Source organism: Aquamicrobium terrae (genome assembly GCF_040545735.1).
Taxonomy (GTDB): domain Bacteria; phylum Pseudomonadota; class Alphaproteobacteria; order Rhizobiales; family Rhizobiaceae; genus Mesorhizobium; species Mesorhizobium terrae_A.
Genome location: NZ_JBEPML010000004.1, coordinates 56,155 through 77,867, shown reverse-complemented (window position 1 = coordinate 77,867; position 21,713 = coordinate 56,155). Strand labels below are relative to the sequence as shown.

The window sequence follows — 21,713 nt, the reverse complement described above, 5'->3', positions numbered from 1 at the left end:
CTCCTTCTGCGTGCTGGTGCGCTCAGCCTTTGGCGAGGGGTTCGGCGTTGCACCAGTCGTAGATCGACAGGGCCATGACCTTGATGGCCGCGAGGTAATCGTCGATCGACACATATTCGTCGTTGGCGTGCATGACGGCGGTGGAGCCGGGCCCGAAGATGACCGTCGGCGTCTCGCCATAGCTGTTGAGGAAGCGCGTGTCGGCGGCGCCCTGGCGGCCGCTGATGATGGGCTCCTTGCCGGTGATCTCCGTGTAGTTGCGCGCCACCGTATGCACGATGGCGTGGTCGCGCGGAATCTCGGAGGCCTCGGCATCGTAGCCGACGAAGCGCACCACCGGCGGATGGTCCTTCATCCAAGGGTCCTTCGCCGCCGCCTCGGCGATCTTCTTCACCAGGCTCTGCTTGACGCCTTCGTGGTCCTCGCCCGGCACCGTGCCGATCGAGCCCTTCAGCAGCGCCGTTGCCGGGAACGCGCTCGGATAGTTGCCGGCCTGGAACGAGCCGATGATGCAGGGCAGCGAATCGATGGCGCTCGGATAGAGCGGATGCGTCACCGTGGCCACCCGCTCGTCCTCCAGCTCCTGCACGGCCTCGACGATCTTCTGGCCGAGCGCGATGCCGCTCACGCCCAGATAACGCTGCTGGATGCCGGCCGGCTTGCCCTGGATCTCGATCTCGAACCAGATGCGCCCGATGCAGGCCGGCTGCACGTGCAGGTCGCTGGTCTCGCCCGAGATGCCGGCATCGGCCGTGTAGCCACGGATCACCGTGTCCAGCGTGCCGTGGCCGCTCACCTCCTCGTCGATGACGATATTGATGAGCACGTCGCCCTTCAGCTCGATGCCCAGTTCCTTCAGATACTGCACGGCGAGGATGTGGCTGGCCACGCCGCTCTTCATGTCGCACGAGCCGCGCCCGTAGATGCGCCCGTCCCTGATCGCCGCCGACCAGGGGTTGTCGCTCCAGCCCTCGCCATTGCCGACGGGAATCACGTCGGTGTGGCCGTTGAGCAGCAGCGAGCGGCCGCCGCCCGTGCCCTTGGCGGTGGCCACGATGTTGGGACGGCCCTCATAGCCGCGGGCGACCGGGCGATAGCCGGGGTGCTTCTTCAGCTCCTCCCAGTCCGTCTCCCACATGTCGACGTCCAGGCCGATGCCGTTCAGATAGTCGCCGAGGAAGGCCTGGATCGCCGCCTCGTCCCCGGTGACGCTGGGGATGGAGACCATCTTCTGCAGGAACTGGACGGCGCTTTCCCTCGAGGCGTCGATCTTGTCGAGGATGCGCTGGCGTGTCGCGTCGGTCATCAGGATACTCCGGTATGATGTTGGGCTGGACGGTCGGCCGTCATTTCATCTGGTTGGGAAGCCAGAGGACGAGATCCGGCATGGCGATCATCAGGCCCATCAGCAGAATGTTGATAAGGATGAAGGGAATGGCTGCCCGGTAGATGTCGCCCATCGTCGTGTTGCGGGGGGCGATGCCCTTCATGACGAACAGCGACAGGCCGAAGGGCGGAGTGATGGTGGCCATCTCCAGATTGACCATCATGATGATGCCGAACCAGATCGGATCCCAGCCCATCTGATGCACGATGGGAAGGAAGATCGGGATGGTCACCAGCACGATCGAGGTCTGCTCGATGAACATGCCGAGGAACATGACGATCAGCTGCATGAGGATGAGCAGCACCAGCGGGTGCACGGGCAGGTCGCCGGCCAGATTGGTGATGGCGCCGGTGACGCCGGAGAAGGACAGCAACTGGCTGAAGGCGGCGGAACCTGTGAGGATGATGAGGATCATCACCGAAAGCTGCATCGCCTGGCTGACGCCCTTGACCAGCACCTGCCAGTTCAAGCGGCGGTAGACGAAGGCCAAAACGAAGGTGAGGAACGTGCCGATGGCCGCCGCCTCGGTCGGCGTCGCCGTACCGAAGAAGATCAGGCCAATGATCATCACCACCACGCATAGGGGCGGCACCAGATAGAGCGCGGCATCGCGCAGACGCTGCGCCATCGGCACGCGCGGCGCCTCATAGGCCGGCGCCTCATGCGGCCGCAGCGTCGCCCGGATGATTATGTAGCCGATGCACAGGATCGCCAGCAGAATGCCAGGCACGATGATGCCGATCAGGATCTTGGCCACGGAGAAGCCGCCCAGGCTGGCCAGCACGATGGCAAGCGTGCTTGGCGGAATCAGGATGGCGAGGCCGCCGCTGGCCAGGATAGGGCCTAGCGACATGGATTTGGCATAGCCGCGCCGTTCCATCTCGGGCGTCAAGGTGGAGCCCAGCATGGCGACGGAACCCATCGCCATGCCCGTCAGGGTGCCGAGCAGCGCTCCCGCGCCGATGGCAAGCACCGACAATCGGCCGGCGACAAAGCCCAGCCATTGGTCGAGAACCTCGATCATGCGCTGGGCGATGCCCGAATAGAACATGATCGAGCCCATCAGGATGAACATCGGCACCGGCACGAGGACGAATGTCGAGATCGAGCTGTCGATGCTCAGGATGAGCTGATTGAAACCGGAAACCCCGCCCCACAGATAGAAAACGCCGGCCAGATTGACGAGCAGGAAGGCGATTGCCACCGGCAGGCCAATGGCCATGAGAACGCCCAGGCCGACGAAGAACAGAAGAAGGAACTGCCACCATTCCATGAGATTTCAGGCCTCCAGGCGAGGAGTGTCGGGAAGGGCGGCCTCGCCCCTGTGGAAACGGCGGGCGCGGCGCAGAAATTCGATGCCGAGCAGCAGGCAGCCGAGCGGAATGACCCAAAGATTGACGGCGCGCGGAATTTCCAGCTCCGCTGCAACCACGATGCCGCGTTGCAGGGACAGCATCACCGCCTTGGTCGCGAACCAGGTCAGCACGAAACAGACCGCCGCGCCGAGCAGCGAACTGGCGACCATGACGATGCGCTGTGCGGCCGGACGCAGATTGCTGGTGATGATGTCGACCGAAACGTGGCCGTCGCGCCGCAGCACCCAGGCGGCGCCGAGGAAGGTAATGTAGACCATCATCGTGCCGCTTATCTGGTCGATGCCCAGAATGCCGTGGTTGAAGAAGGCGCGCAGAACGACCTTCAACACCGTTGCAAGCATCATTACCACAAGGATGATGCTGGCCAGCAACGCGCCAGCATCGACGATACGGTCCAGGAGCCGTCCGAACAGTTTCATAGGGTCCGTCAATGCAAATGGTTGAAGGGGAAGCCGGCAGGTCGTGCCTGCCGGCGCGTGGCTTATTCGCCCGCGAAGAGGGCCTTGACCTCGTCAACGCGCTCCTTGCCGAGCGTCGTTTCGTAGTAGGCCCACAAGGAGTCGTTGGCGACCTGGGTCCAGCGCTTTTTTTCTTCATCGGAGATTTCGACAATTTCCATGCCGGCCTCCTTCATGATCGCCTCCTGCTCCTTCTGGTTCTTGTCGAACCATTCCAGGGCAAAGTTCTGCGTCTCGGCGATGGCCTTCAGCAGGATTTCCTGCACCTCGGGCGACAGGCTGTCCCACTTGTCGAGGTTCATCGCCACGCTGCCGCCGCTGCGGTACATCGGCTGGTTGATCATGTATTTGGTCACGCTCTGCCAGCCATAGCGGGTAAAGGCATCCGCCACCGGCCAGGAGAAACCCTCGACCGTGCCGCGATCCATGGCAAGGAAGATTTCGGAGGGCGGCAGGGTGATGGATTCGGCACCCGCGGCCTGGACGAAATGACGGGTGAGCGGCGCCACGCGCAGCTTCTTGCCCTTCAGGTCGTCCACCGACTTGACCGCGAAGTTGGAGGATATGTAGTGGGCGCCCTCGCCGGGATCGCCGGCGGCATGGCCGAGATAGCGCACGCCCTTGGCGGCGTAGAGCTTGGCCATATAGTCATAAAGCGGCGAACCCGGGCCGCCGTCGGGAACGGTCATGGGCGAGAGCTCGGTGATGTCGCCGCCCGGAACGATGCCGGCCCAGTAGTTGGGCGCGCCGTACCAGACATCGAACACGCCGTTGACCAGCGCTTCGGGCTGGTCGAAGGGTGGCAGCACATCGTCGGCGCCGATATATTGCACCTTGACCTTGCCTTCTCCCAGCTTGTTCACGTTCTCCATGAAGTTCTTGCCCACTTCGGCCGTCGGCGAGAACCCCGGCGCCCAGGCGCCGACCATCTTCAGCGTGACGGTGTCCTGGGCGTGGGCGACCGTGCTGCCGAGCAAGGCGACGCCGAATGCCACGGCACTCCAGCCTCGCGTAAAGCTAAAATTGATAGACATTGTTCCTCCCCATGGGATCGCCGCGCAGCCCGACCGCGCCGGCCTTGTCGACTTCAGCCATCGGCTTCCTCCCGATCGCGCTTGCACCATAATGCGCAGCTTTGCAGCTTGTCTACAATTTTTTTGCTATTGCATACAAACTGTGCGTCGCCTAGTTTGCCTTCACCACATCAAGGCCATAAGGAAGGCTCGCGGAAGAAACGCGGTGACCAGCACTTCGAGAGGAAAGTGATGAGACCGGCAGCATTCGAATATCATCGCGCCACATCGCTCGAACATGCCCTGGAGCTGCTCGGCGAATTCGGCGAGGACGGGCGGCCGATCGCCGGTGGCCAGAGCCTGGTGCCGATGATGAATTTCCGCCTCGCCCGGCCGGGCCATCTGGTGGACATCAACCGGCTGCCGCTCGACACCATGGAGAGCGACGGACAGGTGTTGCGAATCGGCGCCCTGACCCGCCATATCGCCTATTTCGCCCACCCGCTCATCGCCCGGCATTTTCCGGCCTTTCTCGAGGCCGTCCACTATATCGGACATCCCACGATCCGCCGGAACGGCTCCATCGGAGGCAGCATCTCGCATGCCGACCCAACCGCCGAGCTTCCGGCGGTCTGCGTGCTCCACGATGCCGAGATCGTGGTGCGCTCCACTGCCGGCGAACGGCGCATCAAGGCCGCCGACTTCTTCCTGAGCGCCTATGTGACGGCACTTGAGCCGGGCGAAATGGTGGTGGCGGTGGAATTCCCCGTGCCGCCGGCCAACTCCAGGGGCAGCTTCATCGAACAGGCCGAACGCAGCGGCGACTTCGCCACCGCCTCGATCGGCGTCACCCTCGAATTCGACGCGGGCAGAATCGCCCGGGCCGCCCTGGTCTGCTGCGGCGCGGACCTCGTTCCCATCCGCGCGCCGGAGATCGAGGATTTCCTGCGCGGGAAGCCGCTCGATGCTCCCCGCGCGGCCGAGGCGGCGCGCATGTTCGCGGCCTCGACCGACCCGGTCGACGACCATGTCGCCTCCGCCGGCTACCGGCGCGGTCTGATCGAGGAACTCACCCGGCGCGCCATCGAGGCTGCCTGCAACAAGGCTGTGGAAGGACGATGATCGAAATCACGCTCGAAGTGAACGGCGTCAGCAAGACGTTGCAGGTTGAGCCGCGCCGGCTGCTGGCCGATGTGCTGCGCGAGGAGTTCCGCCTTTCCGGCGTCCATATTGGCTGCGCGCACGGCGCCTGCGGCTGCTGCACGGTGCATCTGGACGGAACGCCGCGCCTGTCCTGCCTCACCTTCGCCGCCCAGTGCGACGGCGCTTCCATCCGCACTGTCGAGAGCGTCGGGGGTCCCAATGCCGAAAATACCCTGCAGCAGGCCTTCAAGAGCGAGCACGGCCTGCAATGCGGCTACTGCACGCCGGGTTTCATCATGACGCTGCTGCCTTTCGTGGAAGAGATGGTCGTGCAGAAGCGCATGCCCGACGACGCCGAAATCCGCGAGGCGATGAGCGGCAACATCTGCCGTTGCACGGGCTACCACGGCATCGTCGCGGCGGTGCGCAAGGCCGTCAGCACCGGCCTGGAAGCGGGAGCCTGACATGAAAGCGGAACAGCCACGGCACATCGGCGCACGTATCCAGCGCTTCGAGGACATCCGTCTGCTTTCGGGTTCCGCCCGCTACATTGACGACATCCGCCTGCCGGACATGCTGCACCTGAACTTCGTGCGGGCCGAGACGGCGCATGCCAATATTGTGGAGGTCGACACCTCCGGGCTCGCCGACCTCGATTATCCAACCTGGGTGTTCACCGGCAAGGACACGGCGGGCCTGTCGATGAAGGCGCATCAGGACTATCCCGAGATGCAATATTCGGAGCAGCCGCTGCTGGCCGAGGGCAAGGTGCGCTTCGTCGGCGAGCCGGTCGCCGTGGTTCTGGCCGAGGACGCCTACAAGGCCGAGGATGCGGCCGAGCTGGTCTTCGTCGACTATGACCCCCTTCCCGTGGTGGGCACGATGGCGCAGGCGCGCGATCCCGAGAGCACACCGCTGTTCGAAGGCTGGAACGGCAATGTCATCGTCCAGCGCCAGATGAAGGGCGGCAACCTCGAGGCGGCGAAGGCACAGGCGGCGCACGTCATCCGCCGCACCTACCGCACCCAGCGCCAGGCCGGCGTGCCGATGGAATGCCGCGGCGTGGTGGCGAGCTTCGACACCGCCAGCCGGGTGCTGACGGTGTGGTCCTCCACCCAGATGCCGCATCTGGTGCGCACCTATATCTCCGAGGAACTCGGCCTGCCCGAATCCCGCATCCGTGTCGTCGCGCCGGATGTCGGCGGCGGCTTCGGCGTCAAGGGCCAGGTCTTCGCCGACGAGGTGCTGGTCGCGTGGCTGGCCATGCAGACCGGGCGCCCGGTGAAATGGATCGAGGACCGCCGCGAGCACCTGATTGCCTCCATTCACGCCCGCGACCACGAGCACACGCTGGAGGCCTATGTCTCGGCGGATGGACGCCTGCTCGGCCTCAAGGCCGACATCACCGTCGACAACGGTGCCTATTCCACCTTCCCCTTCACCTCGGCCGGCGAGCCGGGCATGGTCGGCAAGGTGCTGCCGGGCCCCTATGATTTCCAGGCCTATGAGGCGACCTTCCGCGCCGTGGCGACCAACAAATGCGCCATCGGCACCTATCGCGGCGTCGCCCGCCCCTCGGCCGTCTTCTCGCAGGAGCGGCTGGTGGACGACATCGCCGCCGAACTCGGTCTCGATCCGATCGAGTTCCGCCTCAAGAACGTCGTGCGCCAGTTCCCCTACCGCAACGTGCTGGGCTTCACCTACGACCCCGGCTCCTATGCCGAGGCGCTGGAGAAGATCCGCGAGCTGCTGGCCGATGACATCGCCGAGGCAGCCGCCTCCCGCAATTCGAAGACCCGGCGCATCGGCGTCGGCATTGCCTGCTTCATCGAGCAGACGGCGCATGGCACGCCGGACTTCACCCGGCGCCGCGTTCCCATCGAGACGGGCTACATCGCCGCCCGCGTCGACATGTCGCCCGATGCCGGGGTGACCATCGACCTCGGCCTGCAGAACCACGGCCAGGGGCTGGAGACGACCATGGCGCAGGTGGCCGCCGACGCGCTCGGCATCGAGCCGAAGGACGTCTTCGTGCGCCATGGCGACACCATGACCACCCCCTATTCGGTCGGCACTTGGGGCAGCCGCGGCGGGCCGCTGGGCGGCGGCGCCGTCCACGTCGCCGCGACCAAAATCGCCGACAAGCTGCGCGCCATCGCCGGACACCTCTTGCAGGCCAAGCCCGACCAGATCGTGCTGGCCGAGGGCAAGGCCTCGGTGCGGGACAATCCCGGCAGCTTCATCGAGATCCGCCGGCTCGCCCGCATCGCCCAGCGCAATGTCGACCAACTGCCCGAAGGCATGACGCCGGGGCTGGAGGCCCATGCCAGCGTCGACGGGCCGGCCGACGGCTCCTATGCCAATGCCGTGCATGCGGCGGTGGTCGAGATCGACGTCGAAACCGGCAAGACGAAGCTGCGCCGCTTCGTCGTCGTCGAGGATTGCGGCACCATCCTCAACCCGCTGGTGGTCGACGGACAGGTGCGCGGCGGCGTCGTACAGGGCATCGGCTCGGCCATGTTCGAGCATTTCGTCTACGATTCCGAATGCCAGCCGCTGACCACCAGCTTCGCCGACTATCTGATGCCGCTGGCGCCCGAAATCCCTGACATCGAGGTCCACCATATCGAGACGCCGACGCCGCTGACGCCGCTCGGCGCCAAGGGGTTGGGCGAAGGCGGTGCCATCGGGCCGGCGGCGGCCATCGCCAATGCCGTTGCCAACGCGCTGGAAATCGGCGTGACCAACACGCCGCTCAACACCGATGCGGTGTGGAAACTCGCGCGGCATATCCGCGGGCAGGCCTGACGGCTTCCGGCGGGACAACAAGGTCCCGCCATTCCTGTTCAGAAGAGGGAAAACCGGGCTGGAGCAGCGGAGCGGCGTTCGTCAGAACGGCCGCGAGACCGCCTCGCGTTTGGGGATAGATCGGGTCCGGCTTCAGCCGATGCTGTCGCTTTCCAGCGCCAGCAGCACGTCGGCGGCGGTGCCGGCCAGCAGGTCCACGTGCTGGCGCATCAACGCGTGGGCGAGGTCCTCGTCGCCGGCCACGATCGCATCGGCGATGCGGCTGTGCTCGGCGATCGACTTGGCCATCTTGCGCGGGCTGGTGATGTGGCGGCGGTAGACGTGCAGGCGGTTGCGCAGCTTGCGGCTTTCCTCCTGCAGGAAAACGTTGCGTGCGCCCCGGAAGATGGTGTCGTGGAAGAGGTTGTTGGCCTCGTAGAACCTGTCGAGATCTTCCTTCCCGGCGTGCGCCTGGCATTCCTCGTTCCACTGGCGCATCTCGGCGATCTCGTCGCGGCTCATGCGGCGGGCCGAAAGACGCGCCGACAGGCCCTCATACTCGGCCATGACCTGGAACATCTCGATAAGCTCGGCGGTCGTCAGCCGTCGCACGGTGGCGCCCTGGTTCTTCCTGATGTCGACCAGGCCGCTCGATGCCAGATGGCGCAAGGCCTCGCGCACGGGCGTACGCGAGACCTCGAAGCGGCGCGCCAGCGACTGCTCGTCCAGCCTGTCGCCGGGCTTCAGCACACTGTTGAGAATGTCATCCTCGAGCAGGCGCACCAGATTGTCGGCCGACAATCTGGTCTCCCGCTCATCCTGCACGACTTCGCTCACCGGCAAATCTCCAATCTTGCATACAATCTGCTAGATGCATGTTCATCCAGCCCGTTGCAAGCGCCGATATTGTCGACGTTATCATTATTGCTGGACGGTGATGACCAGATATTCGGCCTCCTCGTCGCCTTCGTTGAGGGTGTAATGGGGGTCGCCCGGCTCGAACAGGACCGCCTCGCCGGCATTGAGCGTGAACCGTTCCTTGCCGCTGTCGAAGGTCATGCGGCCCTTGACCATGTAGAAGACCTGCGACCAGTCGTCGTGATGGTGCATCTCGCCGCCGCCGCCCTTCGGCGCCCGCGAGACCTGGACCGAGAAGTTGCTGTCCTTGAACGGCACCACGTCGAGCACGGTGAGGCCGCCGAAATGGGCGGGCGGGGTGATGCCGGCGGCCGCGCCGTTTTTCCAGATGTTCATGTCTGCTTCTCCGATCTCTGCGAAGCCTACGAGATGTAGGCCATGTAGGGGCTGATGACGCTGCGCACCGGAACCTGGATGATGGCCGGCTTGCCGCTGGCGATGGCATCCCTGACCGCAGCCTGGATGGCCTCGGCATCGCGGGCCAGATAGCCGCGGCCGCCCAAGCCCTCGGCAACCTTGGCCCAGTCGCGGCGCGGCAGGCCCATCTCATAGGTCTCGCCGAAGCTCATCTCCTGCGGCAGGGCGATGGCGCCCCACAGCTCGTCGTCGAGGACGACGATGATGAAGGCCCGCCCGTAGCGCTCGGCCGTATCCAGTTCGGCGACATGGAAGCCGACACCGCCGTCGCCGACGAAGACGACCACCGGGGCATCGGGATCTGCGAAGCTGGCGCCGGCGCCGTAGGGCACCTCCGCCCCCAGCGCGCCGGACTGGCCTGCGCGCAGGTAGCGGCCGGGCGCCGGCATGCGCAGCCTGGCATCGGCCCAGAAGTCCACATTGCCGTGCGAGGTGACATAGATGGTGTTTTCCGGTGCCGCCCCGGTCACCGCATCGACCGCGGCGATCGGATGAATGCCCTTGTTATCGCCCTCGCCGAGCTGGGCGTCGTGTTCCTTGCGCCATTCGCCGACCAGCCCGTTCGTCCAGCCGCTTTCCACCTCAAGCGGCGGAAGCCCGGCCAGCAGCTCGACGAAAGCCGCCGGGGAAGCGGCCAGCGCCACGTCGGCGCGGCGGTTTCGGTGCAGCAGTTCCTGGTCCGAGCAGACCTGGACGATGCGGGTGTCGGCATCGACCGTATCGCCGAATTCAAGGTCGAACTCGAAATGATGGCCGAGCAGGACGATGCAGTCGGCCTTCTTCATGGCCGCGCGCAGCGTCTGGTTGCACGGCGCGTAGGCCGGACCCATCCAGTTGTCGTGGCGCTCGTCGACGATGCCGCGGGCCAGGCGCATGGTGGCGAAGGGCAGGCCGTGCCGTTCCACCGCCTCGGCAAGCCGGTCCGAACGGTCGAAGAACAGCTCGTCGCCAAGGATGAGCAGAGGCCGGCGGCTGGCCGCAAGCACGGCCCGGGCCGCCTCCGTGTCCTTGCCGCAAAGGCCCGGACGGCCCGGCATGGGCGGGCGGCTGGTCTGCGGTGCCGCCGTGAGCGGGGCCGAAAGAATGTCGGTCGGCACTTCGATGAACACCGGGCCGGGGCGACCCGCCCACATTTTGCGCCAGGCGATGTCGAGATATTCCTGCAGCCGGTCCGCATCGGTGCAGCGCGCGGCCCATTTGGTCACGCCCTTCATCAGCGGCAGCACGTCATAGGCCATGCCGGCACCACGCTCCGCCGACCGGGTCGCGGCCTGCGCCCCGACGATGATCACCGGCGTACCGGCGAGCATGGCGACCATGCCCGGCGTCACTGCATTGGTCACGCCCGGACCGAGGGTGACGACCGCCGCCCCGGCCTCGCCGGTGACGCGCGCCTGCGCCTCGGCCATGAAGCAGGCCGCCGCCTCGTGACGGGTGTGGATGAGGGGCAGGCCCTGTTTCGCACAGGCCCGGTAGACCGCGTTGATCGGCCCCCCTGAAACCGAAAAGACGTTGCGCACGCCCGCCGCCTTGAACCAGGCGACGATGGCCGCGCCGCCGTCGGTGACGGCCGTGTCGGATGCGTTGTTCTTAGTAAGCACGGGATTTTCCTCCATCGAGGGCTATGGCCGTGCCGGTGATGAAGCCTGCACGCTCCGAAGCCAGTGTGGCGACGATTGCACCGAAATCCTCCGGGTTGCCGAACTTGCCGACCGGCACCTCCTCCAGCCACAGCGCCTCGGCCGCCTTCCGGTCCAGCCCGTCGCGCTCCATGCTCGAGCGGACCAGATATTCCATGCGGTCGGTGGCGAATGGGCCCGGGCACAGGCAGTTGACCATGATGCCCTCATGGGCGAACTCGATCGACAGCGACTTGGCGAGCCCGACCACGGCCAGACGCACGGAGTCCGACAGCACCATGTTGGGCTGGACGATCTTCACGCCGACGGTGGTGATGAAAATGATGCGGCCCCAGCGATTGGCCTGCATATGCGGCAGCACCGCGTGGCACAGATCGACCATCGGCAGCAGGCTCTCGTTCAGCGCCGCCTCCCAGCCCTCGCGCGGCACGTCCAGGAACGGCGCCGAGACCGGCCCGCCGGTGTTGCCGACGAAGATATCGAGGCCGCCGAAGCGCTCCACTGCCTGATCGACGCCCGGTTTCAGGGAACTCCTGTCCGTCAGGTCCATGCGCACCGGGCAGACGTCGCTTGCGCCGGCCGCGCGCAATTCCTCCACCAGCGAGGCCATCGCCTCCGGGTTGCGGCCGGCCACCGCGACGCAAGCACCTTCGGCCGCGAGGGCGAGCGCCGAAGCTCGTCCCAAGCCGCGGGATGCCGCCGTGACCAGCGCCCGCTTACCCTTCAACCCAAGCTCCATCTGGCCCTCTCTCCGGCATCCTCACCTGGATTCTGGCTACCAGCGTGTAAACACGATGTCAATTCATGTAGACAATCTTTTTCTATTTGCATACAAAATGAATTGGAGCAGAAGCAATGAAATGGGCATTGCGCCCAAGCCCAGGAGACATCGCATGACCGATACGCCGCTGATCCCCCTCGTCATCGGAAACAGGATCTTGAACGAAGCCTCCGACGGGGTCGGCCGGTCCTTCGACCCCGCCACCGGCGCCGTCGTGGCCGAGTATGTGCGGGCCGGCGAGGCCGAGGTGGAGATGGCGGTCGCCGCCGCCCGCGAGGCCTTCGACAACGGCCCGTGGCGGCGTATGCGTCCGTTCGAGCGTGGCCGCGTCCTGCATCGCATCGGCGAGCTGATGCTGGCCCGCCGCGACGAGATCGCGCGCAAGGAGAGCACCGACAGCGGCAAGCCGCTGCGCGATTCCTATTGGGAGGTGGATTGCTCGGCCCGCTTCTTCGAATTCTACGGCGGCGCGGCCGACAAGCTGCAAGGCAACTCCATTCCGCTCGGGCCGGACTGGTCCGACTGGACGGTGAAGGAGCCCGTCGGCGTCAGCCTCCACATCATTCCGTGGAACTACCCTTTCCAGCTCATCGCCCGCGGCGTCGCCCCCGCGCTTGCCGCCGGCTGCGCCGTCATCATCAAGCCGTCGGCCGACACGCCTGTCACCGCCTATGAATTCGTCAAGATCTGCCAGGAAGCAGGCCTGCCGGAAGGGCTGGTCAACCTCGTCAACGGCCGCGGTTCGCTGGCCGGTGACCTGCTCGCCCGCCACAGGGGCGTCGACCAGATCACCTTCACCGGCTCGGTGCCGACCGGCGAGCGCGTGCTGGTCGCCGCCGCCTCGCACGCCGTGCCCTGCAACATGGAGCTGGGCGGCAAGTCGCCGCAAATCCTGTTCGCCGACGCCGATCTCGACCGGGCGCTGCCGCTCGTCGCCGGCGGCTTCCTCACCCATTGCGGCCAGGTCTGCAACGCCGGCACGCGCCTGTTCGTCGAGCGCTCGGTCCATGACAAGGTGGTGGAGAGGCTGCATGCGCGCATCAGCGCCATGACGCTGGGCGCCGGCATCGACGATCCCGACATGGGCCCGCTGATCAACAAGGGCCACCGCCAGGACGTCGAGGCCTATTATGACGTGGCGCGCAAGGAAGGCGAGCTGCTGCTGGGCGCCGAACTGCCTTCCGCACCGGCTCTTGCCGATGGCGCCTTCGTGCGTCCGGGCCTGGTCGTCGGCGCCGACAACGCCACCCGTATCGCCCGCGAGGAGATTTTCGGGCCGATCCTGACCGTCATCCCCTTCGACACCGCGGCCGAGGCCGTGGCTGGCGCCAACGACTCGCCCTTCGGGCTGGTGGCCGGCATCCACACCACCAATATCGACAAGGCGCTCGGCGTCGGCGAGAAGCTGCGCGTCGGCCAGGTGTGGATCAATTCCTTCGGCGTCGGGCTCGACGTGGAGTTCCCGTTCGGCGGCTACAAGCTTTCAGGCTACGGGCGCGAAAAGGGGCTGGAAGCGCTGGCGGCCTACCAGCAGGTCAAGAACATCGCCATCCACCACCCCATGCCCTGACGGCAACGCGGGCAAGAGCGGCCCCCACAAAGACCGGCGCATGGACCCATGCGCCGGATCTGGAATCGGGGCCATGAGGGCCTGTTAACCGGCGGAGCTGCCATCCGGCCCCGGGGTTGCGGCCTCGACCCGCAGTTCCACCCGGTCGGCGGCGAAGCGCGTCACCGAGCACTGGACGGGCGCGCCGGACAAATCGCCATTCACGGCGCGCGTGACGATCACGATGGCCCCCGGCGCCAGCTGCAGCTCGCGCGTATCGGCTTCCTCGGCATGGCGCGCCTCGATCGAGGTCGAGGTGCGGCGGTAGTCGGAAATACCGAAACCGGCGAGCGCGGCCGTCACGGAGCCGGTGCGGGCGAACAATTCGGCGATGCCCTCGAAGCGATCCGCCGCGAACCAGGAGGTCGAGCGGGACACCGGAATGCCGTCGGCCCGGCCGAGGCTTTCCAGGCGGATCACGTCTCTCCCCGTTTCGAGGCCGAGCGCCGCCGCCACCCAGGCGGTGGCCTGTTCTTTTGCTGAGCCGATCATGTCGCTGCGCGTATCGCGCGCCTGATCGCCGAGCCCGGCGGAGAAGCGGGTCCGCTCGCCGATCGGATAGATGAGACGCTGCCGGCGCCGCACATAGGTTCCACGCCCCTGCTGCGATTCCAGCACGCCTTCATGCGCGAGCGCGGCGATGGCCGCCCGCACCGTATGGCGGTTGACGCCGAAGCGTTCCGCCAGCCCGGCTTCCGGTGGCAGCCGGCCCGTCTCGTCCGCCAGCCCATTGGCGATCCCGGCCCGTATGCCGTCCGCGATCTGCCGCCAAAGGGCGACGCCAAGGCCTCGCTGCAATTGCGCCGTCATTGCTTCATCCCCGTTCCCGATCCCTGTCATGTACCCGTCATCTGGCATGGCTATGGTGGCTCCAATTCATCGATTTGTCTAGACTAATAGACAAACTGGAGCAAACATGCATAGCCACGAAGAGATCGCCCTGCGCAGGAACCGGATGTCGGTTCTGGCGCGAGCCGGGACTAGCCGGCTGCGGGAATTGTGGGCGACCCTCGACCTTGCGCCCGCCTACCGGGTCCTGCGCGGCCCCGAATGCGGCCTGATCACCTTGCGGGGTCGCATCGGCGGCAGCGGAGAACCCTTCAATTTCGGCGAGGCGACGGTGACGCGGGCCAGCGTCCGTCTGGACGATGGCTCCGTTGGCCATGCCGTTGCGCTCGGCCGGGACATGGACAAGGCCCGCATCGCCGCGCTGATCGACGCGGTCTGCCGCCGGCCGGATATGGCAACGCTTGTCGACGCGCAAATGATCGCGCCGCTGCAACGCGAACTCGACGCGGCAGACGAGACGCGGCGCCAGGAGACGGCAGCCACCCGCGTCGACTTTTTCACCATGGTGCGGGGAGAAGACTGATGCGAAGCGAGGTAATGGCGCTGGACGGCGGATTTTCTGATCCCGTGCAGGATGCGCAGGCCGTCTTCCGGGCGCTGATGGACGCAATGGCGCGGCCGGCGACCATCGTCGGCGTCAGGCCGTGCGCGGCACCGCCGGCGCCGCTGCCGCCCGTCGTCGGCGCGGTCGCCTCCACGTTGCTGGACGCCGACACGCCGGTCTGGCTGGACCCTGTGCTCGGCGAGAACGCACAGGTGCGCGAATGGCTGGTGTTCCACACCGGCGCAGCGTTTGCGGACCAGCCCGCCGAAGCGGCCTTCGCCCTGATCGGCGACGGCGCGGCCTTGCCCGATCTGGGCGGCTTTGCGCAGGGCACGCAGGAATATCCCGACCGCTCGGCAACTTTGGTCATCGCGATCGAGGCGTTCGACGGCGGCGCACTGCTTGCCTTCCGTGGGCCGGGCATCCCCGGCACGGCAACGATCGCGCCTCGTGGCCTGCCCGAGGACTTTGCCGCACGATGGGAAGAAAACACCCGGGCCTTTCCGCGCGGGGTCGACCTTGTGCTGGCCGCCGGCGATGCCCTCGCCTGTCTGCCGCGCACGGCGCGCCTGATTGCACGCGAAATGGAGGTCTAGCCATGTATGTCGCAGTCAAGGGCGGCGAAGCCGCGATCGACAATGCGCACCGCCTGCTGGCCGATCGCCGCCGCGGCGACCGCTCGGTGCCGGCCCTCACGCTCGACCAGATCGCCGGGCAGCTCGCGCTCGGCGTCGACCGGGTGATGAGCGAAGGTTCGCTCTACGACCGGCGGCTGGCGGCGCTGGCGATCAAGCAGGCGCGGGGCGATCTGATCGAGGCGATCTTCCTCGTGCGCGCCTACCGCGCCACATTGCCGCGCTTCGGCTACAGCGAACCCGTCGACACCGACGCGATGGTGATCGAGCGGCGCATCTCCGCCTGCTTCAAGGACCTGCCGGGCGGCCAGCTTCTCGGACCCACTTTCGACTATACGCATCGCCTGCTGGATGCGGAACTCGACGGCGATCCGCAGGTGGCGGCCGGCGACCGGCGCGAAGCTCCCAAAGAGGCGGCGACGCGGGTGGCCGACATTCTCGGCTCGGAAGGCCTGGTGGAAGAGGATGTCGAGCTGGCCGGGCAAGCAGCGCCCGGCGACATCAACCACACGCCGGTCGAATTCCCGATGTCGCGGGCGATGCGCCTGCAAAGCCTATCGCGTGGCGACGAAGGTTTCCTGCTCGCCCTCGGCTATTCCACCCAGCGCGGCTATGCGCGCTCGCATCCCTTTGCCGGCGAAATCCGCATCGGCGAGGTCGAGGTGGAATTCCTCGTTCCCGAGCTCGGCTTCGCCGTGCCGTTGGGCCGCATCCAGGTGACCGAATGCCAGATGGTCAACCAGTTCAAGGGATCGGCCAAGGCGCCGCCGCAGTTCACGCGCGGCTACGGATTGGTCTTCGGCCAGTCGGAGCGCAAGGCGATGGCGATGTCGCTGTGCGACCGGGCGCTGCGCGCCGAGGAGCTGGGCGAGGATATCGTCGCGCCGCCGCAGGACCAGGAGTTCGTCATCTCCCATTGCGATAACGTGCAGGCGACCGGCTTCGTCGAACACCTGAAGCTGCCGCATTATGTCGACTTTCAGGCCGAACTCGACCTCGTGCGCACCATGCGCGCCGAATATGCGCAGCGCGAAAGCACATTTCGGACTGACCTGCAGGAGGCAGCTGAATGAACGTGCAGAGCCGCAACGCCACCTACAACTTCGCCTATCTGGACGAGCAGACGAAGCGCATGATCCGGCGCGCCATCCTCAAGGCGATCGCCATTCCCGGCTATCAGGTTCCCTTCGCCAGCCGCGAGATGCCGATGCCCTATGGCTGGGGCACCGGCGGCGTGCAGGTGACGGCCGCCATCCTCGGACCGGATGACGTGCTGAAGGTGATCGACCAGGGCGCCGACGACACCACCAACGCGGTGTCGATCCGCAAGTTCTTCGAGCGCGTGGCGGGCATCGAAACGACCACCCACACGGCCGAGGCGACCATCGTCCAGACGCGCCACCGCATCCCGGAAGCCCCGCTCACCGAAGGGCAGGTGCTCGTCTACCAGGTGCCGATCCCGGAGCCACTGCGCTTCCTCGAACCGCGTGAGACCGAGACGCGCAAGATGCACGCGCTCGAGGAATACGGGCTGATGCATGTGAAGCTCTATGAGGATATCGCGAAGAATGGCCACATCGCCACCACCTACGCCTATCCGGTGAAGGTCGAGAGACGCTACGTGATGGACCCCTCCCCGACGCCGAAATTCGACAATCCGAAAATGCACATGTCGGCGGCGCTGCAACTGTTCGGTGCCGGCCGGGAGAAACGCATCTATGCGCTGCCCCCGCATACCGAGGTGGTGAGCCTCGATTTCGAGGATCACCCGTTCGAGGTGCAGCGCTTCGACCGGCCATGCGCGCTGTGCGGGGCCGAGCAGGTCTATCTGGACGAGATCGTGCTCGATGACCGGGGCGGACGGATGTTCGTCTGCTCCGACACCGATCATTGCGAGACGCGCCGCGCCGAAGGCCATCGTGGCGAGTTGGGCGGAGATGCAAAATGACGGTCGCACTTCGAAATGACGACGTATTCGACCACGCCGCCGAGGATCTCCCTCTTCTCTCCGTCCGCTCCCTCACCAAAGCCTACGGGACACGGATCGGCTGCGCTGGGGTCGACCTCGACGTGTGGCCGGGCGAGGTGCTGGCCATCGTCGGCGAATCCGGGTCCGGCAAGTCGACGCTGCTCAACTGCATCTCGGCCCGGCTGGAGCCGACGTCGGGCACGGTCTCCTACCGGATGCGCGACGGCGAGATGCGCGATCTCTACCGTCTGCAGGAGGCGGAGCGCCGTCTGCTGCTGCGCACTGACTGGGGCTTCGTCCACCAGAACCCCGCCGACGGGCTGCGCATGACGGTGTCTGCCGGCGCCAATGTCGGCGAACGTCTCATGGCGATCGGCGAGCGCCACTATCGCAGGATCAGGGGCACGGCCACGGACTGGCTGGGCCGCGTCGAAATCAGCGCCGACCGCATCGACGACCAGCCACGCGCCTTCTCCGGCGGCATGCGCCAGCGCCTGCAGATCGCACGCAACCTGGTGACCGGGCCGCGCCTGATCTTCATGGACGAACCCACCGGCGGTCTCGACGTCTCGGTGCAGGCGCGCCTGCTCGACCTGCTGCGCGGCCTCGTCAACGACCTTGGCCTGGCGGTCATCATCGTCACCCACGATCTCGCCGTGGCGCGTCTTTTGTCGCATCGCATGATCGTGATGAAGGACGGCCGCGTCATCGAGCACGGCCTCACGGATCGCCTGCTGGACGACCCGCAGGCGCCTTACACGCAACTCCTCGTCTCCTCCATCCTCCAGGTCTGAGGTCCACGCCGTGCAATCCCCCGCCCTCATCGCAACCGGCCTTGGCAAGACGTTCACCATGCATCTGCGCGGCGGCATCGAGCTGCCGGTGGTCGCCAATGCCCGCTTCTCCCTGCATTCGGGCACCTGCGCGGTGCTGGGCGGCCCCTCGGGCGCCGGCAAGAGCTCGATCCTCAAGATGCTCTACGGAAACTACGGGGCGAGCGCCGGCAAGATCGTCGTCCACCACCGTGGCCGCGAGGTCGACCTGGCCTCCGCCGACCCGCGCACCGTACTGGAACTGCGCCGCGAGACGATCGGCTATGTCAGCCAATTCCTGCGCGTGGTGCCGCGCATCGGCGCCCTGGACATCGTCGCCGAACCTCTGGTCGAGCGCGGCACGGACCATGTGGAAGCGAAGCGGCGCGCCGGGGAGTTGCTGAGCCGCCTCAACCTGCCGGAGCGCCTGTGGGTCCTGCCGCCGGCCACCTTTTCGGGCGGCGAGCAGCAGCGCGTCAACATCGCGCGCGGCTTCATCACCGATCATCCAATCCTCCTGCTCGACGAGCCCACCGCCTCGCTGGACGCTGCCAACCGCAACGTGGTGGTGGAGATGATCGCCGGGAAGAAGCGGGCTGGCGTCGCCCTGCTCGGCATCTTCCACGACACCGAGGTCCGCAACGCGGTCGCCGATGTCATCATCGACGTGACCGGCTTCGCGCCGGCGAAGAAGGCGGCGTGACCATGACGCGCCTGTCCGAAACGCCGGTCGTCCATCCGACGGCCAGGCTCGAGAACTGCCGTCTCGGCCGCTACACCGAAGTGGCGGAGGGCGGCCGTCTCGTCGAGACGGAACTCGGCGACTATTCCTACGTGATGGAGAACTGCCAGGCGTGGTGCGTCACCATCGGCAAGTTCTCGAACATCGCGGCTGCGGTGCGCATCAACGCCACCCATCATCCGATGGCACGGGCGACGCTGCACCATTTCACCTACCGCGCCTCCGACTATTTCGACGATGCCGGCCACGAGGCCGAGTTCTTCGCCGCCCGCCGCGCCAGGCGGGTCCATATCGGCCACGACACCTGGATCGGCCACGGGGTCACCATCCTGCCCGGCGTGACCATCGGGGACGGCGCGGTCGTCGGTGCCGGCGCAGTGGTCACCAAGGATGTCGCGCCCTACACGATCGTCGCCGGCGTGCCGGCCCGCCTCGTTCGCGAACGGTTTCCGGCGGCGGTAGGGCAACGTCTCCAGGCGCTTGCCTGGTGGGACTGGCCGCACCAACGGCTGCGCGCCGCGCTCGACGATTTCCGTAATCTCGGCATCGAGGAATTCCTCGAGCGCCACGAACACGCCGCATGGCCTGTGGAAACGGTGAACCGTCATCGAACTGACATGTCCGCGACAACCGGCCGTCATGTCCCGGCGCTAGAGCCATGAGTGCCGTCGCCCGCCTGCGGGTCGATGTGGCGTGGGTGAACGAAAATCCGCTTCCTCGAACTTTCAGAACACTGGAAGGAGCAATGCTATGACGGCCATCTCCGTCCGAAATCTGTCCAAGCACTTCGGCAAGAAACGCGCATTGGACAATGTGAGCCTTGAAATTCAACGGGGCGAAATGGTTGCCCTGATCGGAGCGTCCGGTTCCGGCAAGAGCACGCTGATCCGCCACATCTGCGGACTGGAAATCGGCCAGGCGGGGCAAGACAGGGCGGGGCAGAGCCGGATCGAGGTCCTGGGCGGCGCGATGCAGGACGGCGGCCGCCTTGCGGCAAAGGCCAGGAACATGCGCCGCAACATCGGCGTCGTCTTCCAGCAGTTCAATCTGGTCGGCCGCATGTCGGTGTTGTCCAATGTCCTGCTCGGCAATCTCGGGCACATTCCCGGCTGGCGGGGGACACTTGGCCTGTTCACCGCGGGGGAGAAGCAAAAGGCGCGCGAGGCGCTGGCCCGCGTCGGCATACCGGAAGTCGCGTGGCAGCGTGCCTCCACCCTGTCGGGCGGCCAGCAGCAGCGCGCGGCCATAGCCCGCACGCTGGTGCAGCGCTCCAATATCCTGCTCGCCGACGAGCCGATCGCATCGCTCGATCCGTCGTCGGCGCGCCGCGTCATGGAAATCCTCGCCGCGGTGAACCGCGACGAAAAGATCACCTGCGTCGTCTCGCTGCATCAGGTCGAATATGCGCGCCGTTACTGCCCCCGCACGATCGCCCTCCGCGACGGCCGCATCGTGTTCGACGGCCCTTCCTCGGCGCTGACCAACCAGATGCTCGTCGAGCTTTACGGAGACAATTCCGAGGAACTGATTTTGCCGGACGCGCCCATGCAGCCGGCGAAACCGAGGCGCGCGCCGGAACCGGATCGCGTTCCGGCCTTCGCATAAATCCAACCACCAAGCAGGGAAGCTTGATATGAACCTAGTCCTCAAGGGCACCGCCGCCGCCCTGGCGTTCATGCTGTCGGCCGGCGTCGCCATGGCCGAAGAGATCAACTTCGGCATCATCTCCACCGAATCGCAGCAGAACCTGAAGCCGAAATGGGATCCGCTGCTGGCCGATTTCGCCAAGGCCACCGGCCTGGACGTGAAGCCGTTCTTCGCCTCCGACTATGCCGGCGTGATCGAGGGCATGCGCTTCGGCAAGGTGCAACTGGCCTGGTACGGCAACAAGTCGGCCATGGAGGCCGTCGACCGTGCCGAGGGCGCGGTGTTCGCGCAGACCGTTCCCGCCAGCGGCGAGCCGGGCTACTACTCGCTGATCGTCGTGCCCAAGGACAGCAAGCTGAATTCGGTCGAAGACCTGCTCACCTGCGACCAGACGCTCAATTTCGGCCTCGGCGATCCCAACTCCACCTCGGGCTATCTGGTGCCGATGACCTTCGTCTTCTCGGCCAACAAGGTCGACCCGAAGACATGCTTCAAGAACGTCACCAACGCCAACCACGAGACCAACGCCATGGCCGTCGCCAACGGCCAGATCGACGCGGCGGCCAACAACACCGAGAACATGGAGCTGATCGAAAAGAACCAGCCCGCCGCGTTCGAGAAGATCAAGGTGATCTGGAAGTCGCCGCTGATCCCGTCGGACCCGCTGGTCTGGCGCAAGGACCTGTCGGACGACGCCAAGGCCAAGATCAGGGACTTCTTCCTGACCTACGGCACCGATCAGTCGAAGGGCGACATCGCCCATGAGAAAGAGGTGCTGGCCGGTCTCGAATGGGCGCCGTTCCGCGCCTCCTCCGACGACCAGCTTCTGCCGATCCGCGTGATGGAACTGACCAAGACGATCGCGCAGGTCGAGGCCGACGCCTCGCTCTCCGACGCCGACAAGAAGGCGAAGATCGAGCCGCTCGAGACGCAGAAGGCCGAGTTCGAAGCCAGGCTGAAGGAAGTCCAGGGCTGATTGCCCCGGA

General features: G+C 66.1%; 22 protein-coding genes. 13 read left to right on the top strand and 9 right to left on the bottom strand.

Annotation, left to right across the window (positions count from 1 at the left end; genetic code table 11):
* Nucleotides 1-22: 22 nt before the first annotated feature.
* From ABID37_RS07500 to ABID37_RS07485, 4 genes are all read right to left on the bottom strand, one after another.
* Complete coding sequence (locus ABID37_RS07500) at nucleotides 23-1,306, bottom strand: ArgE/DapE family deacylase (protein WP_354193634.1); 1,284 nt, start codon at nucleotides 1,304-1,306, stop codon at nucleotides 23-25.
* A 40-nt stretch (nucleotides 1,307-1,346) separates the two neighbouring features.
* The gene (locus ABID37_RS07495; RefSeq protein WP_354193633.1) at nucleotides 1,347-2,660 is read right to left on the bottom strand and encodes a TRAP transporter large permease; all 1,314 of its coding nucleotides are present in this window, start codon (nucleotides 2,658-2,660) and stop codon (nucleotides 1,347-1,349) included.
* A gap of 6 nt (nucleotides 2,661-2,666) precedes the next feature.
* Nucleotides 2,667-3,182 carry a TRAP transporter small permease gene (locus ABID37_RS07490; protein ID WP_354193632.1) on the bottom strand — a complete coding sequence of 172 codons (516 nt, stop codon included), beginning with the start codon at nucleotides 3,180-3,182 and terminating at the stop codon, nucleotides 2,667-2,669.
* A gap of 62 nt (nucleotides 3,183-3,244) precedes the next feature.
* The gene (locus ABID37_RS07485; protein WP_354193631.1) at nucleotides 3,245-4,255 is read right to left on the bottom strand and encodes a TRAP transporter substrate-binding protein; all 1,011 of its coding nucleotides are present in this window, start codon (nucleotides 4,253-4,255) and stop codon (nucleotides 3,245-3,247) included.
* Nucleotides 4,256-4,486: 231 nt separating this feature from the next.
* On the opposite strand from ABID37_RS07485, the gene ABID37_RS07480 reads away from it, so the two are divergent.
* The 3 genes from ABID37_RS07480 to ABID37_RS07470 are packed head-to-tail and all read left to right on the top strand — an operon-like array spanning nucleotide 4,487 to nucleotide 8,185.
* Nucleotides 4,487-5,356, top strand: a complete 870-nt coding sequence (locus ABID37_RS07480; protein WP_354193630.1) for an FAD binding domain-containing protein — start codon at nucleotides 4,487-4,489, stop codon at nucleotides 5,354-5,356.
* Nucleotides 5,353-5,841, top strand: a complete 489-nt coding sequence (locus ABID37_RS07475; RefSeq protein ID WP_354193629.1) for a (2Fe-2S)-binding protein — start codon at nucleotides 5,353-5,355, stop codon at nucleotides 5,839-5,841. The genes ABID37_RS07480 and ABID37_RS07475 overlap by 4 nt, the downstream gene beginning before the upstream one ends.
* 1 nt (nucleotide 5,842) lies before the next feature.
* Nucleotides 5,843-8,185, top strand: coding sequence for a xanthine dehydrogenase family protein molybdopterin-binding subunit (locus ABID37_RS07470; protein ID WP_354193628.1), 2,343 nt, complete (start codon nucleotides 5,843-5,845; stop codon nucleotides 8,183-8,185).
* Nucleotides 8,186-8,317: 132 nt separating this feature from the next.
* On the opposite strand, the gene ABID37_RS07465 is transcribed toward ABID37_RS07470, so the two are convergent.
* From ABID37_RS07465 to ABID37_RS07450, 4 genes are all read right to left on the bottom strand, one after another.
* Nucleotides 8,318-9,001, bottom strand: a complete 684-nt coding sequence (locus ABID37_RS07465) for a GntR family transcriptional regulator (RefSeq protein ID WP_354193627.1) — start codon at nucleotides 8,999-9,001, stop codon at nucleotides 8,318-8,320.
* An 84-nt stretch (nucleotides 9,002-9,085) separates the two neighbouring features.
* Nucleotides 9,086-9,418 carry a cupin domain-containing protein gene (locus tag ABID37_RS07460; RefSeq protein ID WP_354193626.1) on the bottom strand — a complete coding sequence of 111 codons (333 nt, stop codon included), beginning with the start codon at nucleotides 9,416-9,418 and terminating at the stop codon, nucleotides 9,086-9,088.
* A 26-nt stretch (nucleotides 9,419-9,444) separates the two neighbouring features.
* Nucleotides 9,445-11,100: a thiamine pyrophosphate-binding protein gene (locus ABID37_RS07455; protein WP_354193625.1), complete on the bottom strand. Its 1,656-nt coding sequence runs from the start codon at nucleotides 11,098-11,100 to the stop codon at nucleotides 9,445-9,447.
* Nucleotides 11,090-11,878: an SDR family oxidoreductase gene (locus ABID37_RS07450; protein WP_354193624.1), complete on the bottom strand. Its 789-nt coding sequence runs from the start codon at nucleotides 11,876-11,878 to the stop codon at nucleotides 11,090-11,092. Before ABID37_RS07450 ends, ABID37_RS07455 begins: the two co-directional genes overlap by 11 nt.
* 154 nt (nucleotides 11,879-12,032) lie before the next feature.
* On the opposite strand from ABID37_RS07450, the gene ABID37_RS07445 reads away from it, so the two are divergent.
* Entirely contained in the window at nucleotides 12,033-13,490 is a 1,458-nt protein-coding gene (locus ABID37_RS07445) for an aldehyde dehydrogenase family protein (RefSeq protein WP_354193623.1), read from the top strand.
* Nucleotides 13,491-13,574: 84 nt separating this feature from the next.
* On the opposite strand, the gene phnF is transcribed toward ABID37_RS07445, so the two are convergent.
* Nucleotides 13,575-14,339, bottom strand: a complete 765-nt coding sequence (phnF, locus tag ABID37_RS07440) for a phosphonate metabolism transcriptional regulator PhnF (protein ID WP_354193622.1) — start codon at nucleotides 14,337-14,339, stop codon at nucleotides 13,575-13,577.
* Between the two features lie 106 nt (nucleotides 14,340-14,445).
* Between phnF and phnG the strand changes: the two genes are divergently transcribed.
* The 9 genes from phnG (at nucleotide 14,446) to phnD (ending at nucleotide 21,703) form a co-directional block, all read left to right on the top strand.
* Nucleotides 14,446-14,901: a phosphonate C-P lyase system protein PhnG gene (phnG, locus tag ABID37_RS07435; protein WP_354193621.1), complete on the top strand. Its 456-nt coding sequence runs from the start codon at nucleotides 14,446-14,448 to the stop codon at nucleotides 14,899-14,901.
* Nucleotides 14,901-15,518: a phosphonate C-P lyase system protein PhnH gene (gene phnH, locus ABID37_RS07430; protein ID WP_354193620.1), complete on the top strand. Its 618-nt coding sequence runs from the start codon at nucleotides 14,901-14,903 to the stop codon at nucleotides 15,516-15,518. Before phnG ends, phnH begins: the two co-directional genes overlap by 1 nt.
* Before the next feature lie 2 nt (nucleotides 15,519-15,520).
* Nucleotides 15,521-16,630 (top strand): carbon-phosphorus lyase complex subunit, encoded by a 1,110-nt coding sequence (locus ABID37_RS07425; protein WP_354193619.1) that lies wholly within the window; start codon nucleotides 15,521-15,523, stop codon nucleotides 16,628-16,630.
* Nucleotides 16,627-17,505 (top strand): alpha-D-ribose 1-methylphosphonate 5-phosphate C-P-lyase PhnJ, encoded by an 879-nt coding sequence (locus tag ABID37_RS07420; RefSeq protein WP_354193618.1) that lies wholly within the window; start codon nucleotides 16,627-16,629, stop codon nucleotides 17,503-17,505. Before ABID37_RS07425 ends, ABID37_RS07420 begins: the two co-directional genes overlap by 4 nt.
* Nucleotides 17,502-18,320, top strand: coding sequence for a phosphonate C-P lyase system protein PhnK (phnK, locus tag ABID37_RS07415; protein WP_354193617.1), 819 nt, complete (start codon nucleotides 17,502-17,504; stop codon nucleotides 18,318-18,320). Before ABID37_RS07420 ends, phnK begins: the two co-directional genes overlap by 4 nt.
* Nucleotides 18,321-18,330: 10 nt before the next feature.
* On the top strand, nucleotides 18,331-19,041 hold the full coding sequence (phnL, locus tag ABID37_RS07410; protein WP_354193616.1) for a phosphonate C-P lyase system protein PhnL: 711 nt from the start codon (nucleotides 18,331-18,333) through the stop codon (nucleotides 19,039-19,041).
* A gap of 2 nt (nucleotides 19,042-19,043) precedes the next feature.
* Nucleotides 19,044-19,742, top strand: coding sequence for a DapH/DapD/GlmU-related protein (locus ABID37_RS07405; protein WP_354193870.1), 699 nt, complete (start codon nucleotides 19,044-19,046; stop codon nucleotides 19,740-19,742).
* 88 nt (nucleotides 19,743-19,830) lie between these two features.
* Nucleotides 19,831-20,685, top strand: a complete 855-nt coding sequence (phnC, locus tag ABID37_RS07400; RefSeq protein ID WP_354193615.1) for a phosphonate ABC transporter ATP-binding protein — start codon at nucleotides 19,831-19,833, stop codon at nucleotides 20,683-20,685.
* Between the two features lie 28 nt (nucleotides 20,686-20,713).
* On the top strand, nucleotides 20,714-21,703 hold the full coding sequence (gene phnD / locus ABID37_RS07395; protein WP_354193614.1) for a phosphonate ABC transporter substrate-binding protein: 990 nt from the start codon (nucleotides 20,714-20,716) through the stop codon (nucleotides 21,701-21,703).
* Nucleotides 21,704-21,713 lie beyond the last annotated feature (10 nt).